The following is a 20,700-nucleotide window of genomic DNA, read 5'->3' on the forward strand; positions in this document are numbered from 1 at the left end:
ACGCTCTCTTCGGATCGACTCGCATGATCGGCGAAATCGATATTCTCGGCGTCTTCGTGCCCGCCGTGCTCGTGCTCATGTTCATCGCTTATCTGGTGAACCTCGTGATTCGCACGGTGCTCGCACGCGTGGGCTTCTATCGTTTCGTGTGGCATCGCTCCGTTTTCGATCTCGGCATCTACGTCTTGGTGCTGGGGCTTGTCGTCGTCGTTTCGCATCGGCTCATCCCGTGAAAAAAACCTGGTTCTCCGTCGGGCAGATTCTGCTCACGCTCATCGTCGTCGCAATTGCAGGCGCGGTCCTGTGGAAGCTGGTCGATTACTACATGTTCGCGCCCTGGACGCGCGATGGCCACGTGCGCGCCGACGTCATTCAGGTCGCGCCGGACGTGGCCGGTCTCATCACCGATGTCAAGGTCGTCGACAACCAGCAAGTCAAACGCGGCGACGTGCTCTTCGTGATCGATCAGGCGCGCTACACGCTCGCACTGCGCAACGCGCAAGCCGCCGCGCAACAACGCCGCGCCACGCTCGATCAGGCGAAGCGCGAGGACGTGCGCAATCGCTCGCTCGGCAATCTCGTCGCGCGCGAGGTCGTGGAAGAAACGCATTCGCGCGTCGAACAGGCCGCTGCCGCGCTCGCGGATGCCGACGTCGCCATCGATACCGCGCGGCTCAATCTGCAGCGCACCGAAGTGCTGAGCCCGGTCGACGGTTATCTCAACGACCGCGCGCCGAAAGTCGGCGAATACGTCGCCTCGGGCCGCGCCGTGCTGTCCGTGGTCGATATGAACTCCTTCCGCGTCGATGGCTACTTCGAAGAAACCAAGCTGCATGGCATCGACATCGGCCAACCGGTGGATATCAAGGTGATGGGCGAGCCGAATCTGCTGCGCGGTCATGTGCAGAGCATCGTGGCGGCAATCGAGGATCGCGATCGTCAGCAAAGCTCGAGTCTTCTGCCGAACGTGAACCCTGCGTTCAGCTGGGTGCGGCTCGCGCAGCGCATCCCCGTGCGCGTGACGCTCGATGAGATTCCCGCCGATTTCCGCATGATCGCGGGACGCACGGCGACGGTTTCGGTACGCGGCATCGGCCCGACGGTCGGCGCGCGGCCCGCTTCGAACACCGTGCCCGCTCAGGCCACCGCGCCTGCATCGCCGGTGGCGGCGCATGCGGCTTCGGGTGCTTCGGGTGCTTCGGGTGCTTCGCAATGAAACACCGCGTCATCTCGATGCCTAAGCGACCCAAGCGTCCCAAGCTGCTCAAGCGCTGTGGCCTCACGCTTCTTGCTTCGACGCTCGCGCTTGCCGGCTGCATGACCGTCGGGCCGAATTACAAGCTGCCCGACGGCGCGGTCGTCAACCGGGACTACGCGAATGCCGCCTTCGATGGAGCCGATCGAGCGCCCGTCACGCAAGGCACGGTGCCCGCGAAGTGGTGGCGTCTCTACGACGATCCCGCGCTCGACGAGCTCGTCAACGAAGCGCTGCTTTCGAATTCCGATCTGCGCGTGGCGGCGGCGAATCTCGCGCGTTCGCGCGCCGAAGTGGAATTCGCCAATCAGCAAGGCGGCTTCTCGTCCAAGTCGTCGGTGGGGTTTCAGCGCGCGCAGGAATCGGCGGAGCAGTATCTGCTGACCGAAAAGCTTCCGGTCGTCAATGAAGGCGTGCTCGACCTGAGCGTCTCCTATGAATTCGATCTCTTCGGCAAGCTCAAGCGCGGTGTTGAAGCCGCCAATGCCGATGACGAAGCCATCGAAGCCGCCCTCGATCTCGCGCGCATCACCGTGGTCGCCGATGTCGTGCGCGCGTATGTCGATTCGTGCGCGGCCGCCGAAGAGCTCGGCATCGCGCAACGATCGCTGTCCTTGCAGAAGCAGCGTGTGACGCTATCGCAGCGTCTGCGCGATGCAGGCCGTGGCAATCAGTCCGAAGTCACGCGCGGACAGACGCAGTCCGACACGCTCGCCGCCGACATCCCGCGTTATGTGGCGCGTCGCCGCGTGGCGCAGTATCGGCTCGCCATGCTGCTCGCGCGTCCTGCCGCGCAATTGCCGCGTGCCACGCTCGCCTGCAAGAAGGCGCCGCATGTGCGGCAGCCGATTCCGGTCGGCGACGGCGCGGCGCTGCTCAGACGCCGACCCGACGTGCGGCAGGCGGAGCGGCAACTGGCGGCATCGACGGCGCGTATCGGCGTGGCGACGGCGGCGCTTTATCCATCGGTGAGTTTCGGGGCATCGGTCGGGTCGGTGGGTGTTGCCGAAGATTTGCTCGGCGCCTCGACCAACCGGTGGGCTTTCGGTCCGCTCATCAACTGGAACTTTCCGATCAACGGTCAGCGTGCGCGCGTGCGCCAGGTCGAGGCGGCATCCGGCGGCGCGCTCGCGCATTTCGACGGCGTCGTGCTCAACGCGCTGCGCGAAACGCAAAGCGCGCTTGCGAACTACGCGTCCGACACCACACGCGCCGACGCATTGCGCACCGCGTACAAGTCGGCGGTCGAATCGGCCGATGAAACGCATCGGCTGTATTCGGCGGGACGCGAATCCTTTCTCTCGGATCTCGACGCCACGCGCACCTTGACGAGCGTCGCCGCGCAAGTGGCGGCGGCCGAAGCGCAGGTTGCGCAGGATCAGGTCACGCTGTTTCTTGCGCTTGGCGGCGGATGGGAACGCGATGAAGAAGTGGCGGTGGGGGCCGGGGGTAAGTAATCGTGCTCCTTGGGCATCGACTGGAACCAGGTCGATGCCCAAGCGCATCGACTTGCAGTCAGCTATTCCCGACACTGGTTTTCCCTAATTAAAAACAAATTAGCGCGGGTTTGTATAGCGTATTAAATCTGTACAAGTCATTACGCTTATCAAAGCCTCATAAATTCGCCTGAAGATAATCACGCAATCAGGCTTGTACGTGTAAATCCCAATACTGATTTTCTCCGGCTTGTCACAAGCCATTCACCGGGAAACACCAAGCCAGATAATCGCCTTCAGAAATCCGCATGAATTTTTGAAGGCTGGCATGCACCACGATTGGATATGTGGGCTTCCGCGCATACCGGCAACCTACCCGCTGATACGGTTGCGACACGCACAATCCTCGCCTCTCTCACGGTCCATATCGATCGGCGGCACCTTCGCGAGACGGCTCGGCAGGCCTTTATCAGCATGTCGTCTTCAAGCCTCGTTTGAATTAACCATAAGATTCGGGATCTGCTCACATGATTGCGAGTGATAAATCGTCTGAAGAAGCCGGCGTTGAATCCGATGACGAAATTCCTTTTGCTGCGCTGATTGATACGATTATTAACCACCGCATTCTTATTAGCACGGTGGTTTGTCTCGCGCTATTGATTGGCGCCGCGTATGCCTATCTAAGTCCACCGATTTTCCAATCCGCCATTCTCATCAAGGTGGATGACAACAAGGACGTTTCCAATTCACGCGCTGGCGACCCTTTAAGCAATATGTTGCCGACTCTCGATGACCGCTCTTCCGCTGAAGGCGAAATTCAGGTGCTGGGTTCGAAGCTCGTCGTCTCGCGCGCCGTCGACGCCCTCAAGCTCTATATCAGCGCGCGGCCGTTGCGCCTGCCCTTCATCGGCAGCCGTCTGGTTCATCACGACGGCTCGCTATCCGAGCCGGGCCTCTTCGGCTTCGGCCATTACACCTGGGGCGACGAATCCATCAGCGTCACGGACTTCGACGTGCCGCGCTCGCTCGAAGGCCAGAACTTCCTGCTCACGGCCGGCAGCGATGGCGAATACACGCTCGGCCACCCGGCGCTCGGCGCGCCCGTGACGGGCAAGGTGGGCGAGATTCTGGAAGCGCAAACCGCCAAGGGGCCGGTCAGGCTTTTCGTCTCTTCGCTCAAGGGCAATCCTGGCGCCGGCTTCAACGTCAATCATTACTCGCGTCAATTGACCATCGACGCGATTCAGAACCAGCTCAAGATCAGCGAACAAGGCAACAAGTCGAGCGTGCTGAAGGCGACGCTGGAAAGCGCCGATCCCGTGCAAGTGGCCGCGACCATCAACGAGATCGGGCGGCAGTATGTGCGTCTCAACGGCGACCGCAAGGCGGTGATCGCGGAGAACTCGCTCACTTATCTGCAGCGCCAGTTGCCCGTGCTCAAGCAACAGATGGAAGAAGCGGAGAACGCGTACAACACGTACCGCGACGCCAACTCGCTGCTCGATTCGGACGAAGCCAACCGTCTGCTGCTCAAGCAGACAGCCGACGCCAACGGGCAACTGCTGGCCTTGCGCCATACCCGCGACGATCTCGCCACGACCTTCTCGCCTTCGCATCCGCGTGTGGTCGCGGTGGACCGGCAGATCGCCGCGACTCAGCAATTCCTCGAAAAACTCAACGACCGCACCCGCTCGATGCCGATGGCCGAGCAAGGCGCACTGCGCCTCCTGCGTAACGTGCGCGTGAATACCGATCTCTATACGGCGCTGCGCAACAACATCGAAGAGATGATGCTCATCAAGGCGGGCAAGGCGGCATCGGTGCAACTGATCGATATCGCCGACGTGCCCGAACAACCGGTCAAGCCAGTCAAGCTACTGGCGCTCGCCATCGCGCTCGTGCTCGGTCTCTTCTTCGGCATCGGGCTCGCGATGCTTCTGGATCGCGTCTTCCGTGGCGTCACGGACACGCAGGAGATCGAGATCGAGACGGGCCTTTCCGTATTCGCAACCATTCCGAAGAGCGCGCGGCAAGCTGCGCTGACGACCGCCATCGGTGGTTCCGCGCCGCGTCAGGCCGTGCTCGCCGCGCAGTTCCCGAAGGACCCGACCGTGGAGGCGCTGCGCATCCTGCGCTCCGCGTTGCAGTTCACGCTGGTCGGCGCGCGCAACAACGTCGTGATGATCGCCGGGCCGCTGCCGGGCGTGGGCAAGTCGTTCCTTTCGGCGAATCTCGCCACCGTGCTGGCTTCGGGCGGCACGCGCGTGCTCCTGATCGACGCCGACTTGCGCAAGGGTTATCTGCACAAGCAGTTCGGGCTCGATCCGGGACCGGGTCTCGCCGACATGCTGGCGGGCAACCGCACGCTCGAGGCCACCGTGAATCGCCAGGTGTTTCCGAACCTCGATGTGCTGCAAGGCGGTCCTTATCCGTCGACGCCGGCCGAGCTGCTTCTGCGAGCGAAGTATCGCGAAGTGATCGACGAGGCATCGAAGGCCTACGACATCGTGCTGGTCGACGCGCCGGCCGTGCTCGCCGTATCCGATGCAGGCGCCATTGCGCCGGCCGCAGGCAGCATCTTTCTGGTTTCGTCTTACGGGCAGACGCGCGTCGGTGAAATCAAGGAATCGATCAAGCGCCTCAATCAAACCGGCGCACGCGTGACGGGCGTGCTGCTCAACAGCGTCGCATTGCATACCGCCAATACCGCGCTCGCGGGGCGCTATGGCAGCAGCGCTTATGTCGCGCATAACTACGAGTCGGCGCCCGACTGAAGCGAGAGGACATCCGGCTTTAACGGATATGCGGTAACCCAATCACAACCTTGCGTTGCTTCGAGACTGGAGACACCTCAATGCGTTCGCTCACGGACCAGAAGATCGCCGTCATCGGGCTGGGCTATGTCGGCCTGCCCCTCGCGGTGGAGTTCAGCAAGCATCACGCGGTAGTCGGCTTCGACGTGAACCGTCATCGCATCGACTCGTTGCGCGAAGGACACGACGCCACGCTGGAAGTCGGCGACGACGAGCTGCATGCGGCGCAATCGCTTGCATTCACCGACGATCCCGAAGCGCTCAAGGATTGCACCGTGTTCATCGCCACGGTGCCGACGCCGATCGACCGGCACAAGCGCCCCGACCTCGGCATGCTGCTGCGCGCAAGCGAAACGATAGGCGGCGCGCTCAAACCGGGCGACGTGGTGATCTATGAATCGACCGTATATCCGGGCGTGACCGAGGAGGAGTGCGTGCCCGTGCTCGAACGCGTGTCGGGCTTGCGCTTCAATGTCGATTTCTTCGCGGGCTACAGCCCCGAGCGGATCAACCCGGGCGACAAGCTGCATCGCTTGCCGGACATCAAGAAAGTGACTTCCGGGTCCACCCCCGAAGTGGCCGAGGCGGTAGATGAACTGTACAGACAGATCATCACCGCCGGCACGCACAAGGCCGCGAGCATTCGCGTGGCAGAAGCGGCAAAGGCAATCGAGAACACACAGCGCGACGTGAACATCGCGCTCGTCAACGAGTTGTCGATCATCTTCAACAAGATGGGTATCGACACCGAAGCCGTGCTGCTCGCCGCCGGCACGAAATGGAACTTCCTGAACTTCAGGCCCGGACTCGTGGGCGGTCACTGCATCGGCGTGGACCCGTATTACCTGACGCACATGGCGCAGTCGATCGGCTACAACCCGGAAATCATTCTCGCCGGACGGCGCCTGAACGACAGCATGGGCACGTATGCGGTCTCGCAACTCGTCAAGGCGATGACGCGTGCGCGCATCTATATTCCCGGCGCGCGCGTGCTCGTCATGGGACTTGCGTTCAAGGAGAACTGTCCGGACATGCGCAACTCGCGTGTGGTGGACATCGTCACTGAACTCACGCAATACGGCACGAATGTCGATGTCTACGACCCGTGGATCTCGCGCGAAGACGCGTTCCACGAATACGGCATCCAGCCCGTGGAAGAGCCTGCCAAGGGCGTGTACGACGCGATCGTCGTGGCGGTATCGCACCGGCAATTCACGGAAATGGGTGCGGCCGCGCTGCATGCGTACGGCAAGGAGCAACACGTCGTCTACGATCTGAAATACGTTCTTCCCGCCGACGCAAGCGACTTGCGCCTGTAGTGCAGGCATAAAATGACAATGAACGATCGATACGAAAGCGTGCGCGAACAATTGCGCGCACGTCCGGAGACATGGCTCATCACGGGCGTGGCCGGCTTCATCGGCTCCAACTTGCTCGAAGCGTTGCTCGCGCTCGATCAGCGCGTGGTCGGACTCGATAACTTCGCGACCGGGCACGAACGCAATCTCGACGAAGTGCGCGAGAGCGTCGATGAAAGGCAGTGGCGGCGCTTTCGCTTCATCGAAGGCGACATCCGCAATCTGCTCGATTGCCAGGCGGCCATGCAAGGCGTGGATCACGTGCTGCACGAAGCGGCGCTCGGTTCGGTGCCGCGCTCGGTGGCCGACCCCATCGCCACGCACGAAACGAATTTGAGCGGCTTCCTGAACGTGCTGTGCGCCGCGCGCGATGCGCAAGTGCAGAGCTTCACGTATGCGGCATCGAGTTCGACATATGGCGATCATCCCGGCTTGCCGAAGGTGGAAGATCGCATCGGCCAGCCGCTCTCGCCTTACGCGGTCACGAAGTATGCGAACGAGCTCTATGCGTCGGTGTTCGCGCGCGCTTACGGCTTCAATGCGACGGGCCTGCGCTACTTCAACGTCTTCGGCAAGCGTCAAGACCCGGATGGCGCTTATGCCGCCGTGATTCCGAAGTGGACGGCCGCGCTCATCAACGACGAGATCGTGACCATCAACGGCGACGGTGAAACGAGCCGCGATTTCTGTTTCGTCGATAACGTCGTGCAGATGAACCTGCTCGCGGCCAAGGCGGATGCCGCGGCCCGCGGTCAGGTCTACAACGTCGCCGTGGGCGATCGCACGACGCTCGGACAACTCTTCGCGGAACTCAAGCGTCTGCTCGCCGCGCACGGCATCGCTTACGAGCGCGATGCTCAGTTTGGACCTTTTCGAGCGGGCGATGTCCGTCATTCGCAAGCCGATGTCGGCAAGGCCGAACGTCTGCTCGGTTATGACGGCAAGGTGCCGTTTGCGGAAGGACTCGCGCGCGCGATGCCGTGGTACATCCGCTTTCTGGCAGAACGTGCTGGCCACGAGCCGAACCGCGTCGACGCGCTCTCGGCCATGGCCAGCGGAAAGTGAGGCCGCCGCGTTGATATCACAATTCGCCGCGTTGAGAGACCGCTTGCTGCAGCTTCATCCCGACCATCTTCGCGCTGCGCGGGGTATGTCGAGAGTGGCGGCGTTCGTGCTGATCGGGCGCTCCGCGGGCGCGTTCAAGGAGATGGTGATCGCATATCGCTACGGCATCAGCAACGTGGTCGATGCCTATCAGATCACCCTCATGCTGGTTTCGTGGCTGCCGTCGGCGTGCTCCGCCATCTTCGCCATCGTTCTCGTGCCTGCATTCGTCGATCTGCGCAAGCAATCCGCGAGCGAAGAAGCGCAATTTCTGAGCGAACTCGTTACATGGTCGGCCGTGTTGGGACTCGGTTTCACCGCGATCCTGTATCTGATCTGGCCATACGTTCTGCGGCTCATGGCGGGCAATCTCGCCGTCGAGACGCAGGACATGGCGCATCACATGATGATGGTGATGGCGCCCATCGGCGTGCTCATCATGATGGTTACGGCCTACTCGACGCGTCTGCAATCGAGCGAGCGCCATATCGCGACCTTGCTCGACGGTCTGCCTGCCGTAATGACGCTTCTGCTCGTGCTGTTCTTTACCGGCAATAGCGCAATGCAGCCGCTCATGTACGGGACGTTACTCGGATATGTCGCGCTGGTTCTGGTGCTGAGGCCGCTCGGCGGCAAGGTCGATAACAACTATGCGCGCTTGAGCTTCACGTTCCGCTCGCGCAAATGGCCGCCCGTCTATCACGCGGTACGCGTCTTCATGCTCGGTCAACTGGTGGTGTGCTGCACACCCGCGATCGATCAATACTTCGTCGCCCATCTGGGCGATGGCGCGGTCGCGACCCTTGGCTATGCGAACCGCGTGTTCGGTCTGATCATCAGCATGGGCGCGCTTGCCATTGCGCAGGGCACCTTGCCGGTGCTGTCCGACATTCTCGGCCGCGACGATCACAAGCGCGCGCGTCATACCGCGTTCCAATGGTCGCTTCTGATGCTCGGCGCGGGAACCGTCTGCGCGGCGATTGCATACCCGCTTGCGCCGTGGATGGTCGGTGTGCTCTTTCAGCGTGGCGCGTTCACCGCGCAGAACACGGAACTGGTCGCGGAACTCATGCGCTTTTCGCTCGTGCAGTTGCCGTTCTACTTCGCCTCGCTCGTGATGATGAACCTGTTGTCGGTCGAGGGACGTTACAAGGAGATGGCCATCATTACCGCACTGGGGTTTATCGTCAAAGTCGCAGCCAACACATTGCTCACGCGCTGGATCGGCATGCCGGGCGTGGTCGTCGCGACCGGCGTGATGCAGGCATCCGTCTTTTGCCTCTCGATGCTCTTCACGCGACGCATCCCGCCGCTGCGACCGACCGGAGGATTGGCTGCATGAACATCATGCTGTTGGTGAGCTCGATGGGCAGCGGCGGCGCCGAGCGCGTGGCCGCCACACTCGTGGATGCATGGAGCGAGCGCGGCGACAAGGTCACGCTCGTCGCCACGTATAGCCGCGAGCGCGCGTGCTTCTATGCGCTGTCCGACAAGGTGCGCTTCATTCAGCTTGCGGATCGGATCACGCCCACGCGCAATAAGGTTTTTGGCTACATGCAACGGCACCGGGCGTTGCGCAAGCTGATACGCGAGACCGATCCGGACGTGGTGATCAGCTTCCTCACCAACGTGAACGTGGCGAGCATTCTCGCTTGCGCGGGTCTGCGCGTTCCGGTCATTGCATGCGAACACAACGATCCTTCCGTCGATGGCCGCACGCCGTTCTGGAAGTTCGCCACGCGCCTTGCTTATCCGCATGCGCGCGCGGTCACGGTACTGACCGACAACGTCGTTGGGCCGTTCAACGCGATGGTGCCCGGCATCAAGCACACGGCGGTCATGCCGAACCCGCTGCCCGACGAGCTGTTCCACCAGCCCGCGCCAACGGCAAGCCCCGATGAACGCATGCGGCTCGTTTCGCTCGGACGGCTGCATCCGCAAAAAAACTATGGCTTATTGATCGATTCGTTCGCGGCCATCGCCCATGAATTTCCACAGTGGGATGTGTGGATCTGGGGCGAAGGAGCGGAACGCATGACGTTGCAATCGCGAATCCAGCAGCGCGGCATGAGCGGACGCATCTTCATGCCTGGCGTCACCGACAAGCCGTGGACCGAAGTGTTGCGCTCGCAGGCCTTCGTCATGTCCTCGCGCTTCGAAGGCTTTGGACTTGCGCTGGCCGAGAGCATGGCGCTCGGCGTGCCGGCAGTGGCAGTCGACTGCCCGAGCGGTCCACGCGATATCACGCGCGATGGCGAAGACGCCTTGCTCGTGCCACCTGGCGATCCCATTGCGCTCGCGCACGCATTGCGCCGCATGCTTGCCGATGAAGGTTTGCGCAAAGCGCTCTCCGTCAAGGGCGCGCAATCGGTACGCGCGCGCTATACCGTCAGCACCATCCTGCGTGCGTGGGACGAACTCTTCGCGCGCGTGGGTATCAGCGAAACGAAAACATCGACCGGTACGGATACTGGCCTGCGTCATGCAGAAGCATCGAGCCCCGGCACGTTGAACTAGATCCTGAGAGGCAGGCGATGAACAAGGTCATTCTCTTTGCGAATACCGACTGGTATCTCTACAACTTTCGTCTTTCGCTTGCCAACCGACTTCGCGATCTCGGGCATGAAGTCATATTGCTTTCGCCGCCCGGCGAATATGGACCGCGCCTGATCGAACTCGGCTTTCGCTGGCATGCGGTGCCAATGGTCCGGCGCAGTCTCAATCCATTGCGCGAACTGAATCTCGTGCTCTGGCTCGCGCGTTTCTTTCGCGCGGAACAGGCTTCGCTCGTGCATGGCTTCACGATCAAGAGCGCGGTCTATGGGTCGCTTGCCGCGAGGCTCGCAGGCGTGCCCGCTCGCGTGAATTCGGTGGCGGGGTTGGGTTACGTTTTCACGAGCCGCGACATGAAAGCGCGCTTTTTACGGCCCGTGGTGCGCCAAGTCCTGCGTCTGGCTCTTGACGGCGAGAACTGTGCGCTGATCCTGCAAAATCCGGACGATGTAGCGATGTTCAAGAGCGCCCGTCTTGCCAATGAACAAGCCATCCACCTCATCAAAGGCTCCGGCGTGAATTGCGCGCGCTTCACGGCACCCCCCGCCGATGCGCCTCTTTCGCACGCGCCGCTGCGCGTGCTGCTTGCGGCACGCATGCTGTGGGACAAGGGCATTGCCGAATTCATCGAGGCTGCGCGCGTGCTCAAGCGCGAGGGACGCACCATCCGCTTCATTCTTGCGGGGACGCCGGACGCGGGCAATCCCGCTTCGATCGAACAGTCGACGATAGAAGGCTGGGTGAAGGAAGGCCTCGTCGAATGGCGCGGTCATGTCAGCGACATGCCGGGTATGTTTGCAGAAACGGATGTCATGGCGCTGCCGAGTTATCGCGAAGGCTTGCCAAAGTCCCTTATCGAAGCGGCCGCGTGCGCATTGCCGCTCATCACGACCGATGCACCCGGCTGCCGCGAAGTGGTGAGCCGCAACGGCGAAGACGGGCTCGTGGTGCCGGTGCGTAATGCAACGGCGCTGGCCGACGCCATCCGCCTGCTCGACGACGATCGTCCGCTCGCGCGCAAGCTCGGACTCGCCGCACGCGAGAAGGCGCTGCGCGAATTCGATGAAGCGATCGTCATCGACAGGACCCTTGCGGTGTATCGCGCGCTCGCGCCCGCGACATCGACGGCGAGTGCGACCGCATCCGTCGAGATCACGCCTTGAAGATCGTTCATGTCATCACCGCATTGCCCGCGGACGGCGCGGAGATGATGCTATATCGACTGATTCGCGCATCGCGCGGCGAAGGCGTCGAGCATGCGGTCATCTCGCTGACGTCTGAAGACACGCTGGCGGCGCGCATTCGTGAGGCGGGCGCCGAAGTGCGCATACTCGGCATGAGCAAGAGTCTGCCGGAGCCGCGCAAGTTAGTGCAGCTCGTGCGCTGGATTGACGAACTCGAACCCGATGTCGTTCAGACCTGGCTTTATCACGGCGATCTGATGGGCGGACTCGCGGTCACGGCCGTGAGAGCATGGCGCAAGAAACGGCTGCCGCTCGCCTGGGGCATTCATCACACGGACCTTCGTTCGAGCGGCAGCAGCCGCATGACGCGCTGGGTGACGCGAGCATGCGCGCTGCTGTCGAACCACGTGCCCGATGCGATCATCTGCTGCGGCGAAGCTGCACGGCGCGCGCATGTTGAAGGCGGTTACTGCGCGAAGAAGATGATCGCGGTTCCAAACGGCTTCGAACTCGATGTCTTCAAGCCCGCGCCAGCGTCTCACAAGGCATTACGCGAAAACCACGGCTTCGCTGCGGATGCGCCGGTCGTCGGCATCATGGGCCGGTATCACGCGGTCAAGGACTATCCCAACTTCATCGCGGCAGTGCGGCGTGTGCTGCAATCTTTGCCGCAGTGCCGCTTCGTGATGGCAGGCAATGGACTCGACGATGACAACCGCGAGCTCGTCGAACTCATTCGCAGTGAAGGCGTGGCACATGCGTGCCGCTTGCTTGGACCGCTTAAGCATCCTGAAGCGCTATTGGCGGGGCTCGATGTCTTCTGTCTTTCGTCACGCAGCGAGGGATTGCCGACCGTCATCGGCGAAGCCATGGCATGCGAGACGCCATGCGTGGCGACCGACGTCGGCGATACCGCGTGGCTCATCGGGGAAACGGGAACCGTCGTGCCGCCTCGAAATGCCGATGCACTGGCGCAGGCACTCGTCGACATGTTGATGCTGCCGCGGACGCAGCGCGCGGCGCTCGGCGTGGCGGCAAGAGAGCGAATCGACAGGGTTTTTTCGATCGAAGCCAGCTGGCGTCGCTATGAAGACATCTACTTGCGAATCAGCGAACGAAGAGGCTCAGTGGATGAAGCGTCGGCGCCAGTCGCACAGGTGTCGGCGAATGAACGACACATTGGTTCCGGTCAATAACCGCGCACCGGAAGATTTTGCACACGCTTCGTCATTTCGGATGTCCCGAACCCGGCCCGGAATGGCCCGCGCCTTTAGTCTTCAGCTCGCCCGCCTTATGCGAACGTGACCAGATGCTCGTGCGCCCTCGCTCCTCGCGCCGGCGGCGGCGCGAGGGCAGCAGTACGTCGGCAAGCGCGAGCAACGCAAGCGCGACGACAGCGAAGAAGGCGATCGTGCCAATGATGATGGCGAGATCCATTGAATCTCCAGACTTTTCCTGCGTTTTCGGAGATGGCGTTTCGTGACGCCCGATACTTTCTTAGAGCACCATCCATGCCAATCGTTTTCGGCATCTCCGTCTAAAAAGCCTGGCATGGTAAAGCGCCGCGCAAAGAAAAATCGGTGCGCCAAGCACCGACACCGGGCGCGCGCTGAACGCGCGCCCTCTTTTCGACATGTTGCCTCGCTAAACGCTCAACGCGTGTAGACCATGTTGGTGACTTCGACCGTCGGACCGGCGTTGTCCCAATCGGTCTTGCTAAAGCCGAGCGCTGAATGCATATAGACCGGCGACGCACTCGTGATATGACCCGTGACCGAATGGCCGTTTAGCGCAAGGCCACCGACTTCGTACGCGACGTGATTGGCGTTGTTGTCGCGATGGTTCGAGATATCGATCGAGACTACCTTGTTCACCGAACCTGGCAAGGCGCCCAGATAAATCAGAATGCCATAGCGGCAGCTGTTCGTCGTTGGGCTGATGATCTTGATGTTCTGCAGCACGGCGTTGTTGTTGTTGGGTTCGATGTCGAGGCCCGCCGAAGGCAACGTGCCGCCGATGTTTTCCCAGGTCGGCGTATCGAACGTGATATTCGCGCCACTCGTGATCGTTGCGCCCTGACGGCGGCAACCGGTCGCGTGGTGCTTCGTAATGTTGACCGTGTTGCTCGGCGTCGTCAGGCTGCGATACGAGTTGCCGATGTAGATGCCGTCGCCCCAGCAGTTGATCGTGGTCGGCGAGGTGATCGTCACGTTGGTCGAACCCGCGATGGAGATGCCCATGCCCTGGCCGCCGTCGTTCGGATCGTTGGTCGCGGAGTTGAGTTCCTTGCTGCCGTCGAGCGAGGCGTTTTCAATCTGCACGTTCTGGGCATCCCAGACGCGCAGGATTTGATAGCTGGCGACGTTGTGCGCGAGCAGCTTGATCGACGCGCCGCTTGCGAAACGCAGGTGTGAGTTCGTGCGCAGGTCGAGGCCGGCCGCATCGATACGGCTCTTGCCGGTGATCAGCAGAATCTTGCCGACTGAACCGTCGATCGCTTTCTGAAGCGCGACGCGGTCGTTGGTAGTGCCATCGCCCTTCACGCCGAAGGACGTGTCGGTGACCGTGCCGGATGTCGTCGCGGCCTGCGTCGACGAAGCGACCGCCGGTGTCGAAGCAGCTTGGGTGCTTGAGGCGGAACTGGTGCCGGACGCACGGCGGCGGCGCTTGGAGACGGAATCAGCGACATCTCCTTCACCGCCGCCACCGCATGCGGAAAGTGCGAGCGATCCGGTGCTGGCCATCACCGCAGTGAGAAACTTGCGACGCGTGAAGATTTGATCGATCTGATCAGCAAATGGCATTGGAGTAACAGGAGTTTTTTTGTTCAAGGACATGAGCTCGAAGTTATCAATGGGCGTCTGACGAACAGATTCGCCGTGTCAGCTTTCGGATTGGATTTTCACGACTCGGATGGCCCTGGGAAGGACCAGCAAACTCGCGCACTCGTTGGAACGGCATTAATTACCTTTATCGAAATTAAGTTCGCCCCCGATAAGGCATTAAATACCGAATACGGATCGTATGATACAGATCGTTGTATGACGAATAGAGACGAATCGTAACTATCTGTAACTGTATAACGGGGACAGGGCCGAATTTTCTGGCTCACGCAACGCGCGATCGCACGTCAGGCGGGAAATGCGCTTTTCTATTGCGCATATAATCAGATGAATAAGCAATTCTCGAATTTATTGCGAAAAACGAATTCTGTCGCAGTGAAACAACGGCTATTTATCAGATTAATGAAGGAAATTTTCCCTGAATTCTTTAATCAGCTGATTGGAGATCTTTCAACAAAATCTCTGATTTTCGTGTTTAGCTTGTTTCCCGCAACGCTGAGCGCACGGAATCAAACAAGCTTAATCGGTCATTCTCAAACCGCGCTGAGTTGTGAATAGATTCGCTTCTGAGCCGTTCTACGCCTGTTCTTTACCCAAGGATTTTTCTGGCCGAACGTTCGAACGCCAAATATTAACGCTCGCTTTCTTAAGCATTCGTTGTGCGCCAGAAATGGCAAATGCCACGCGTCCCCAGTTCGTTTGCGCAAGTTGCAGACTGCAAACCATTGCGGTATTGCCCCGGCTCCAGTACGGCTTGAACGTTTCTGCGCCGATGCCGAGGTCGAAATCCAGACGCTGCTCGATTGCCCACCGAACCCATGCCTCGGTTGAAACCGCGCCGGGTGCGAATTTCCCAAAGCGCTTATCGAAACTCGCAATCAGACCGATCATGCTCTTTGCGCCGAGACCGATCATGTTCACGGCGAGAATCTCGCCATCGAGTTTCAGGACCATGAGCTTTGCACATGCGAGGGGATGACAATGATTCAGCAGCTCGATTAGATAATTGCGGAAGGTTTCCTCCCACAGCCAACTGCCCTTCTTGTCGACGCGTTCGCCCCACTCGCGCTTTCTCGCCAGCATCCAGTCGACCATGCGCGCGTTCTCTTCACGGTCGTGCGGGCCGAGAATACACACCTCGAACTTGCCTTCGCGCTCGAGTCGTTCACGCAACTGGCCGGGTCGCTTGCCCGAAAGCTTGCCCAAGCCAATGACGAATTCTTCCCAACAATTCACTTCCGAAAGTTTAGCCACGGCATAGGGATGTTCCTTGGCGAGCATGATCCCAGGATGCTCCGCAGCGAGCCGATACAACTCGCTTTTGCAATCGACATACGGAAGCAAAACAATATCGCCCTTCCCTAGGTCACGCGCCGCCTGCCAGATCGATTGCGACAGATCCGGCGATGCATACGCGGGATCGGTCAGCACGGTCGTATAGTCTGCCGATTCAGAGCTAAGTGGCCGAAGCACGTTCCAGAGACGATTGCGCGAACGCACGAGCGGCCAAATGGCGACGATACGTTCCTCGCGCCGCGCAGTAATGATGCAAAGTGACCGTCCCGCAGGTTTGGCGACATGACGCCAAACCAATGAGCAGACCGCAAACGATTCATGATGCCGCCCGTCGGCGAGCGTCCACAGTTCATCCCATTCTTTATGCAGCGCTTCGAATTCGTCAGGACTTTTAATCAGATCGATCACATATTTGGCCGTATTCATCGGGCAGCTCCGGCATCGTTATTCGAGGTCCGCTTGATCATGGATCTGCAACCGCACAAGCGTGCCCTCATAGCGCGCACTTAAGCACAAGCTTGGCTCTCGTTCGAGTCAAGATCTTGCATCGAATAGCAAACTGCCCAACGTGCGATGGCGTACAGTGGTGCATGCGATTGGTCTTTACGCTCCAGTAAGTTCCTATACAGGGTCGCGCGGGAGACGGCGCGACTTCGTCTCGATAGAACGCACATCCTCATGCTGTCACCGGTCCGCGACAAGCGGCCTGCAACACGGCGCTTCATCTGCGAGGCGGCCCGGTGCAATCGTCCATCTTTGGCGGCGAACGGGATGATCAAAGCGGCATACACACAAAGCGAACGGCTTTCATGAACCGAGTTGTGAGGGACAATGGATAACGAATGCTATTCAGTAAGCTCTTCACCTATCGAGCCAAGTTCAAAACCGGTTAAAAAGAAAATCAGGGAAAACGTCAAGAACGATTCGAGCACCACTAAAGCAGAAGGCATCGTGGAGCGCTCCATCTTTCATGAGCCCTGGTGGCTTGAAGCGGCGACCGACGGTAAGTGGGGCATTGCTGAAGTAAAGCAGGGCGATGTCGTCATTGGGGAAATGCCTTATATGTTCGAGCGTAAAGGCATCTGGCGCATATCCGTGCTGCCGCCTTTGACGCGCACGCTTGGCCCTGTCATCAAACCGCAACGTTTAGGTAGTGGCGAGCGCGAATGGTGTTATCGAATGGACATCACGAATCAGCTCGTCTCGAAGATTCCGGCGTGTGCGCATTTTCATCAATTGATGGACACGCGTATGTCGCAAGCCGAAGCTATTGCATTTTCGCTGCATGGCTTCGATGTCTCCATAGGCTATACGCTCGAGTTGCCGGCTGATCGAAGCGAAGCCGAGGCATGGTCGGCGCTGCGGCGCAATACACGCAATTGGCTGCGTCGCGCCACCGAACGGCTTACCGTGCGCGAAATAAACAGCCCCGACGCCTTCACGGATTTCTACGACGCCAACCTCGCCGTGCGCAAACGCAATAACGTGTACGGCTCGCAGATCATGCGCCGCGTGCTCGGCGAAGTCATCAAGCGCAATGCAGGTGTCATGCTTGGCGCATTCGACGAGAACGGCCAACTCGTCGCCGAGACCGCACTCGTGTGGGATACGCGTGCCGTGTACTACCTGCTGTCATCGCGCGCGGCGGATGCACACGGCGGCGCAATAAGTCTTCTGATTTGGGAAGGCGCGCGCGTGGCGCGAGAACGCAAACTCATTTTCGATTTCGACGGCATTTCCACCGCTACCATTCTCGACTTTCTATCGGGCTTCGGAGGACGCCTTGTAACGCGCTATGAAATTGAACGCATGCGCGCGGATTACGGCGCCCTGCGCACCGTACTAAGAGGCGAGAAGATGGCAATCCGCACTGGCGCGCGACGCTTGCGCAAGGCAACGCTCGATAAAACGTGAATCATGCAGGCGAATGACCGCGCCATTGCTTGCCATGCGCGGTCATAAGCCGAGGAAATACGCGTACACGCCCTCGTAATAGCTCTTGATGATTTCCGCAGTCAGCACCAGCAATATTCCCACGGTCCACCAGCATACGAAGCGATTCTTGAAGCGCGTCTGCCCGACGAGAAACGGCAGCAGCAAGGGCACGCAATACCATACGCGCCCTTTGCCGAAGGGAAACAGCAGGAAGGCAAGCACCAGATAAAGCACGAGCGCGACGTCCATGAAACAGATGTCGCGCCATGCCTGAGCCTTGCCCGCCTGCTTCGTTTTCCATTCCGTATAAAGCATGACAAGTGCCGCCGTCATATAAACTACGAGGAGAATCACCAGTTTGATGGTGAAATCGTTCTGGTAGCCCGCATATTCGTCGATACGACGGCCGCCAAAGTTCTTGAAGAGAAAGCCCGCCGACGAAACCAGCACGACCGCCACCGCCGAAGCGCTTCCCAACGCGAGCCATCTGCGATTGCCCCATGGACGCATCGCGATAAGCAGGAGCGCGGGCACCGCGAACGTGGTGTGAATAAAACTTGCGAGCAGCCATCCCGTTACGGGTCTTTGATAGCGCAAGGACACGAGCATGGCGATAGAGAACGCCATCCCCTGGCGAATCTGAAAGAGTCCGACAGTGGCGAGCGCCATCGGCACGACACACCAGAGCACGAGACCCAGCAATGGCCGGCGTACTTCCAGAAGCGCAATGAAGATCAGCGCGTTGAGCAGCACCACCGTGAGTCGCACACCGGCATCGGGTGTAAAGCCCAATGCGTTCAAAGCGACGACCCAAGCGCGCCAACCGAATTCCTCGGTGATCGTGCTGATGACGAAACTAACCGTGGATTTGCGTTCCTCGTAAGTATTGAGGAACCAGTCCCACGTAGTCTTACGGAAGTATTCGAGGTAATTGTCCTGATCGAGCAACGTCGGCACATTGCGTACGCCCGTCGCCATCACATACAGGACGACGAGCGCGAGAATGATGAACAGCAAGCCATTCGGCGTCGCCAGATAGGAATGAGCACGCGCGCGAGGACGGGAAGGAGAAACGCTTTGCGCTTCCATTGCTCTTGCTCTCATCTAGGAATTCCCTCGCTAGCGCGATTCTGATGATATTAGCGACAACCCGCTGAGGGTGTCGTGAGTACATGCGACCCGTCTGTACGTTGTCGCACAGCATGTGGCTTAACGGATGAGGCGTAACCCGGACACGACGATAGCCGGCCCGCGCTTATCGTAGTCGACGCTTTCGACTGAGGCTAGCCGCGAATTCACCCATACCGGCGAGACATTCGTCACGCTACCTTTCACCGTCCATCCTTTAGTGTCGAGACCGGATACGCTAAAGGCATTGTCGGAAGAAGATTCGTCGCGCTGTCCGCTTATTTCTATGCTTACGGTCTTAGGCTTGGGGCCGGGCAATTCCGCGAGATAAACGAGAATGCCGATACTGCATCGGCGCGTAAGCGGATCGACAATGCGAATGTCTTCGAGCACGTCTCGATTGGAGTTCGGTTCGATATCGATGCCTGCCGAAGGCGCTGTTCCACCGATGTCTTCCCACACACCACGTTCGATCAGCACGTTCATTCCACTGATGAGCGACACACCCTGACGCCGGCACGCACGCGCATGATGATCGCGGACGACAATATTGCGGGATCGTCGCGTCGCCCGTTCATAACTATTGGCGATATAAAGGCCATCGCCCCAACAGCCGATCGTCGTGGCCGAGTTTATCGTGACATTCGTGCTCCCCGCGATGGAAATGCCCATACCGTAGCCACCGTCGTGTGTTTCGGGCGGCGCTGCGTTGAGCTCCTTGCTGCCATCCAGCGTCGCATTTTCCAGCAGCACGTTATCCGCATCCCAGATACGGATCATCTGATAAGAAGGCGTGTCGTGAGGCAACAGCTTGATCGATGCGCCATCCGCAAAACGCAGATGCGTACTGCTGTGCAGATCCAGACCTCGCGTATCCATTCGACACCGACCTTCTATCAACAAGGTCTTGCCGACGGTACTGTCTATCGCGGCCTGAAGACGCGCGCGGTCATTGCTTTTACCGTCGCCTATCACACCGAACATGCTTGCCCGTATAAGCTCAGTCGAATCATTTGTTTGCGCATGCGCGCGATGCGGCGCAAGGGTTTGCACCAATGCGCACGATGCAAAAACCTTTAATGCAGTTCTTCTATCGAGCATATCGTAATGATTTAACGCGTTGAACAAAGCATTCACGGGATGGACCCGCATCGCGACTTACTTCTTCGACTCTGAAGACCTTTAGGTCTATTGTCACGCCTGACGCGCGTCCAGCAGTGGCCAATGAAGCGCTCGAATCCAAAGGTTTTCATCGGACGAGAGATCTTCGACGACCTTGCACGCGGGTCACGCCCACCGCTATTTCATTCGTTGCTAGTCCAATTGAAAGCCAAGCTGCTTCGCTCGTATCAACGATCAGTGTCAGCATTTCGCTAACGCTTTGCCACAGGCTTGACTCGATAATGTTCAACAATGCTTAGAGCACAAAAGTCGTCTTCGAAGCGCTAGCAAATTTGAATCGATACGCGGTCTAGCCCACATTTCATCTTCAAAAAAAGATGCTCACTTCGCTGCACTCCGCGAGATGATATTTGGACTCCGAAAGGCATTTAATGATGGGGGTTTCCCTAATTAATCAGTAAATACGGCAAAAAGCAAATGGCTTGATGAAATAGCCGTTAGCCGTAAGCGCGATGTACCGCCTTGTCATCTCATTCCGTTGCTGTTCGTTTTTCAGTTTCGTCGATGTTGCGCCGCTTACTTCCTGGACTATCTGCATGCTTCGGTCTCGCCGAACGATAGTTCGTCCTCACTGAAATTAACGACCGTCCGCGTTTAAGACGAGCATAAGACA

General features: G+C 59.5%; 16 protein-coding genes. 11 read left to right on the plus strand and 5 right to left on the minus strand.

All coding sequences use genetic code 11. The features are described 5' to 3' along the window. The first annotated feature begins 23 nt into the window (after nt 1–23). The 10 genes from NCR98_RS27255 to NCR98_RS27300 all read left to right on the plus strand — a co-directional run bounded on the left by NCR98_RS27255 (nt 24) and on the right by NCR98_RS27300 (nt 12,899). On the plus strand, nt 24–233 hold the full coding sequence (locus NCR98_RS27255) for a DUF1656 domain-containing protein (protein WP_244830156.1): 210 nt from the start codon (nt 24–26) through the stop codon (nt 231–233). Then, the gene (locus NCR98_RS27260; RefSeq protein WP_250494116.1) at nt 230–1,216 is read left to right on the plus strand and encodes an efflux RND transporter periplasmic adaptor subunit; all 987 of its coding nucleotides are present in this window, start codon (nt 230–232) and stop codon (nt 1,214–1,216) included. The genes NCR98_RS27255 and NCR98_RS27260 overlap by 4 nt, the downstream gene beginning before the upstream one ends. 17 nt (nt 1,217–1,233) lie before the next feature. Continuing rightward, on the plus strand, nt 1,234–2,712 hold the full coding sequence (locus NCR98_RS27265) for an efflux transporter outer membrane subunit (protein ID WP_284503970.1): 1,479 nt from the start codon (nt 1,234–1,236) through the stop codon (nt 2,710–2,712). Between the two features lie 506 nt (nt 2,713–3,218). Beyond that, complete coding sequence (locus NCR98_RS27270; protein ID WP_250468410.1) at nt 3,219–5,465, plus strand: polysaccharide biosynthesis tyrosine autokinase; 2,247 nt, start codon at nt 3,219–3,221, stop codon at nt 5,463–5,465. An 80-nt stretch (nt 5,466–5,545) separates the two neighbouring features. After that, nucleotides 5,546–6,823, plus strand: coding sequence for a Vi polysaccharide biosynthesis UDP-N-acetylglucosamine C-6 dehydrogenase TviB (gene tviB, locus NCR98_RS27275; RefSeq protein WP_250527903.1), 1,278 nt, complete (start codon nt 5,546–5,548; stop codon nt 6,821–6,823). An 18-nt stretch (nt 6,824–6,841) separates the two neighbouring features. After that, complete coding sequence (locus tag NCR98_RS27280) at nt 6,842–7,927, plus strand: SDR family oxidoreductase (protein ID WP_250527904.1); 1,086 nt, start codon at nt 6,842–6,844, stop codon at nt 7,925–7,927. 43 nt (nt 7,928–7,970) lie between these two features. Further along, a complete protein-coding gene (gene murJ, locus NCR98_RS27285) occupies nt 7,971–9,308 on the plus strand; it encodes a murein biosynthesis integral membrane protein MurJ (RefSeq protein WP_250527905.1) in 1,338 nt (445 codons plus the stop codon). Continuing rightward, nucleotides 9,305–10,483 (plus strand): glycosyltransferase family 4 protein, encoded by a 1,179-nt coding sequence (locus tag NCR98_RS27290; protein ID WP_250527906.1) that lies wholly within the window; start codon nt 9,305–9,307, stop codon nt 10,481–10,483. The genes murJ and NCR98_RS27290 overlap by 4 nt, the downstream gene beginning before the upstream one ends. A gap of 17 nt (nt 10,484–10,500) precedes the next feature. Beyond that, entirely contained in the window at nt 10,501–11,682 is a 1,182-nt protein-coding gene (locus NCR98_RS27295; protein WP_250527907.1) for a glycosyltransferase family 4 protein, read from the plus strand. After that, complete coding sequence (locus NCR98_RS27300; protein ID WP_250527908.1) at nt 11,679–12,899, plus strand: glycosyltransferase; 1,221 nt, start codon at nt 11,679–11,681, stop codon at nt 12,897–12,899. Before NCR98_RS27295 ends, NCR98_RS27300 begins: the two co-directional genes overlap by 4 nt. Nucleotides 12,900–12,930: 31 nt before the next feature. Here NCR98_RS27300 and NCR98_RS27305 read toward each other — a convergent pair whose 3' ends face one another. The 3 genes from NCR98_RS27305 to NCR98_RS27315 all read right to left on the minus strand — a co-directional run bounded on the left by NCR98_RS27305 (nt 12,931) and on the right by NCR98_RS27315 (nt 15,827). Further along, nucleotides 12,931–13,140, minus strand: coding sequence for a hypothetical protein (locus NCR98_RS27305; protein ID WP_250494122.1), 210 nt, complete (start codon nt 13,138–13,140; stop codon nt 12,931–12,933). 215 nt (nt 13,141–13,355) lie between these two features. Beyond that, a complete protein-coding gene (locus NCR98_RS27310) occupies nt 13,356–14,507 on the minus strand; it encodes a glycoside hydrolase family protein (protein ID WP_250468417.1) in 1,152 nt (383 codons plus the stop codon). 615 nt (nt 14,508–15,122) lie between these two features. Beyond that, a complete protein-coding gene (locus tag NCR98_RS27315) occupies nt 15,123–15,827 on the minus strand; it encodes a GNAT family N-acetyltransferase (protein ID WP_250527909.1) in 705 nt (234 codons plus the stop codon). 966 nt (nt 15,828–16,793) lie between these two features. Between NCR98_RS27315 and NCR98_RS27320 the strand changes: the two genes are divergently transcribed. Further along, nucleotides 16,794–17,756, plus strand: coding sequence for a GNAT family N-acetyltransferase (locus NCR98_RS27320; RefSeq protein ID WP_244830144.1), 963 nt, complete (start codon nt 16,794–16,796; stop codon nt 17,754–17,756). 42 nt (nt 17,757–17,798) lie between these two features. Here the strand turns inward: NCR98_RS27320 and NCR98_RS27325 are convergent, their stop codons facing one another. Together NCR98_RS27325 and NCR98_RS27330 are read right to left on the minus strand one after the other, a co-directional pair. Beyond that, nucleotides 17,799–18,881, minus strand: coding sequence for an EpsG family protein (locus NCR98_RS27325; RefSeq protein WP_250527910.1), 1,083 nt, complete (start codon nt 18,879–18,881; stop codon nt 17,799–17,801). 105 nt (nt 18,882–18,986) lie between these two features. After that, nucleotides 18,987–20,057 carry a glycoside hydrolase family protein gene (locus NCR98_RS27330; protein ID WP_250527911.1) on the minus strand — a complete coding sequence of 357 codons (1,071 nt, stop codon included), beginning with the start codon at nt 20,055–20,057 and terminating at the stop codon, nt 18,987–18,989. Nucleotides 20,058–20,700 lie beyond the last annotated feature (643 nt).

Source organism: Caballeronia sp. GAWG2-1, assembly GCF_023631405.1.
GTDB lineage: Bacteria > Pseudomonadota > Gammaproteobacteria > Burkholderiales > Burkholderiaceae > Caballeronia.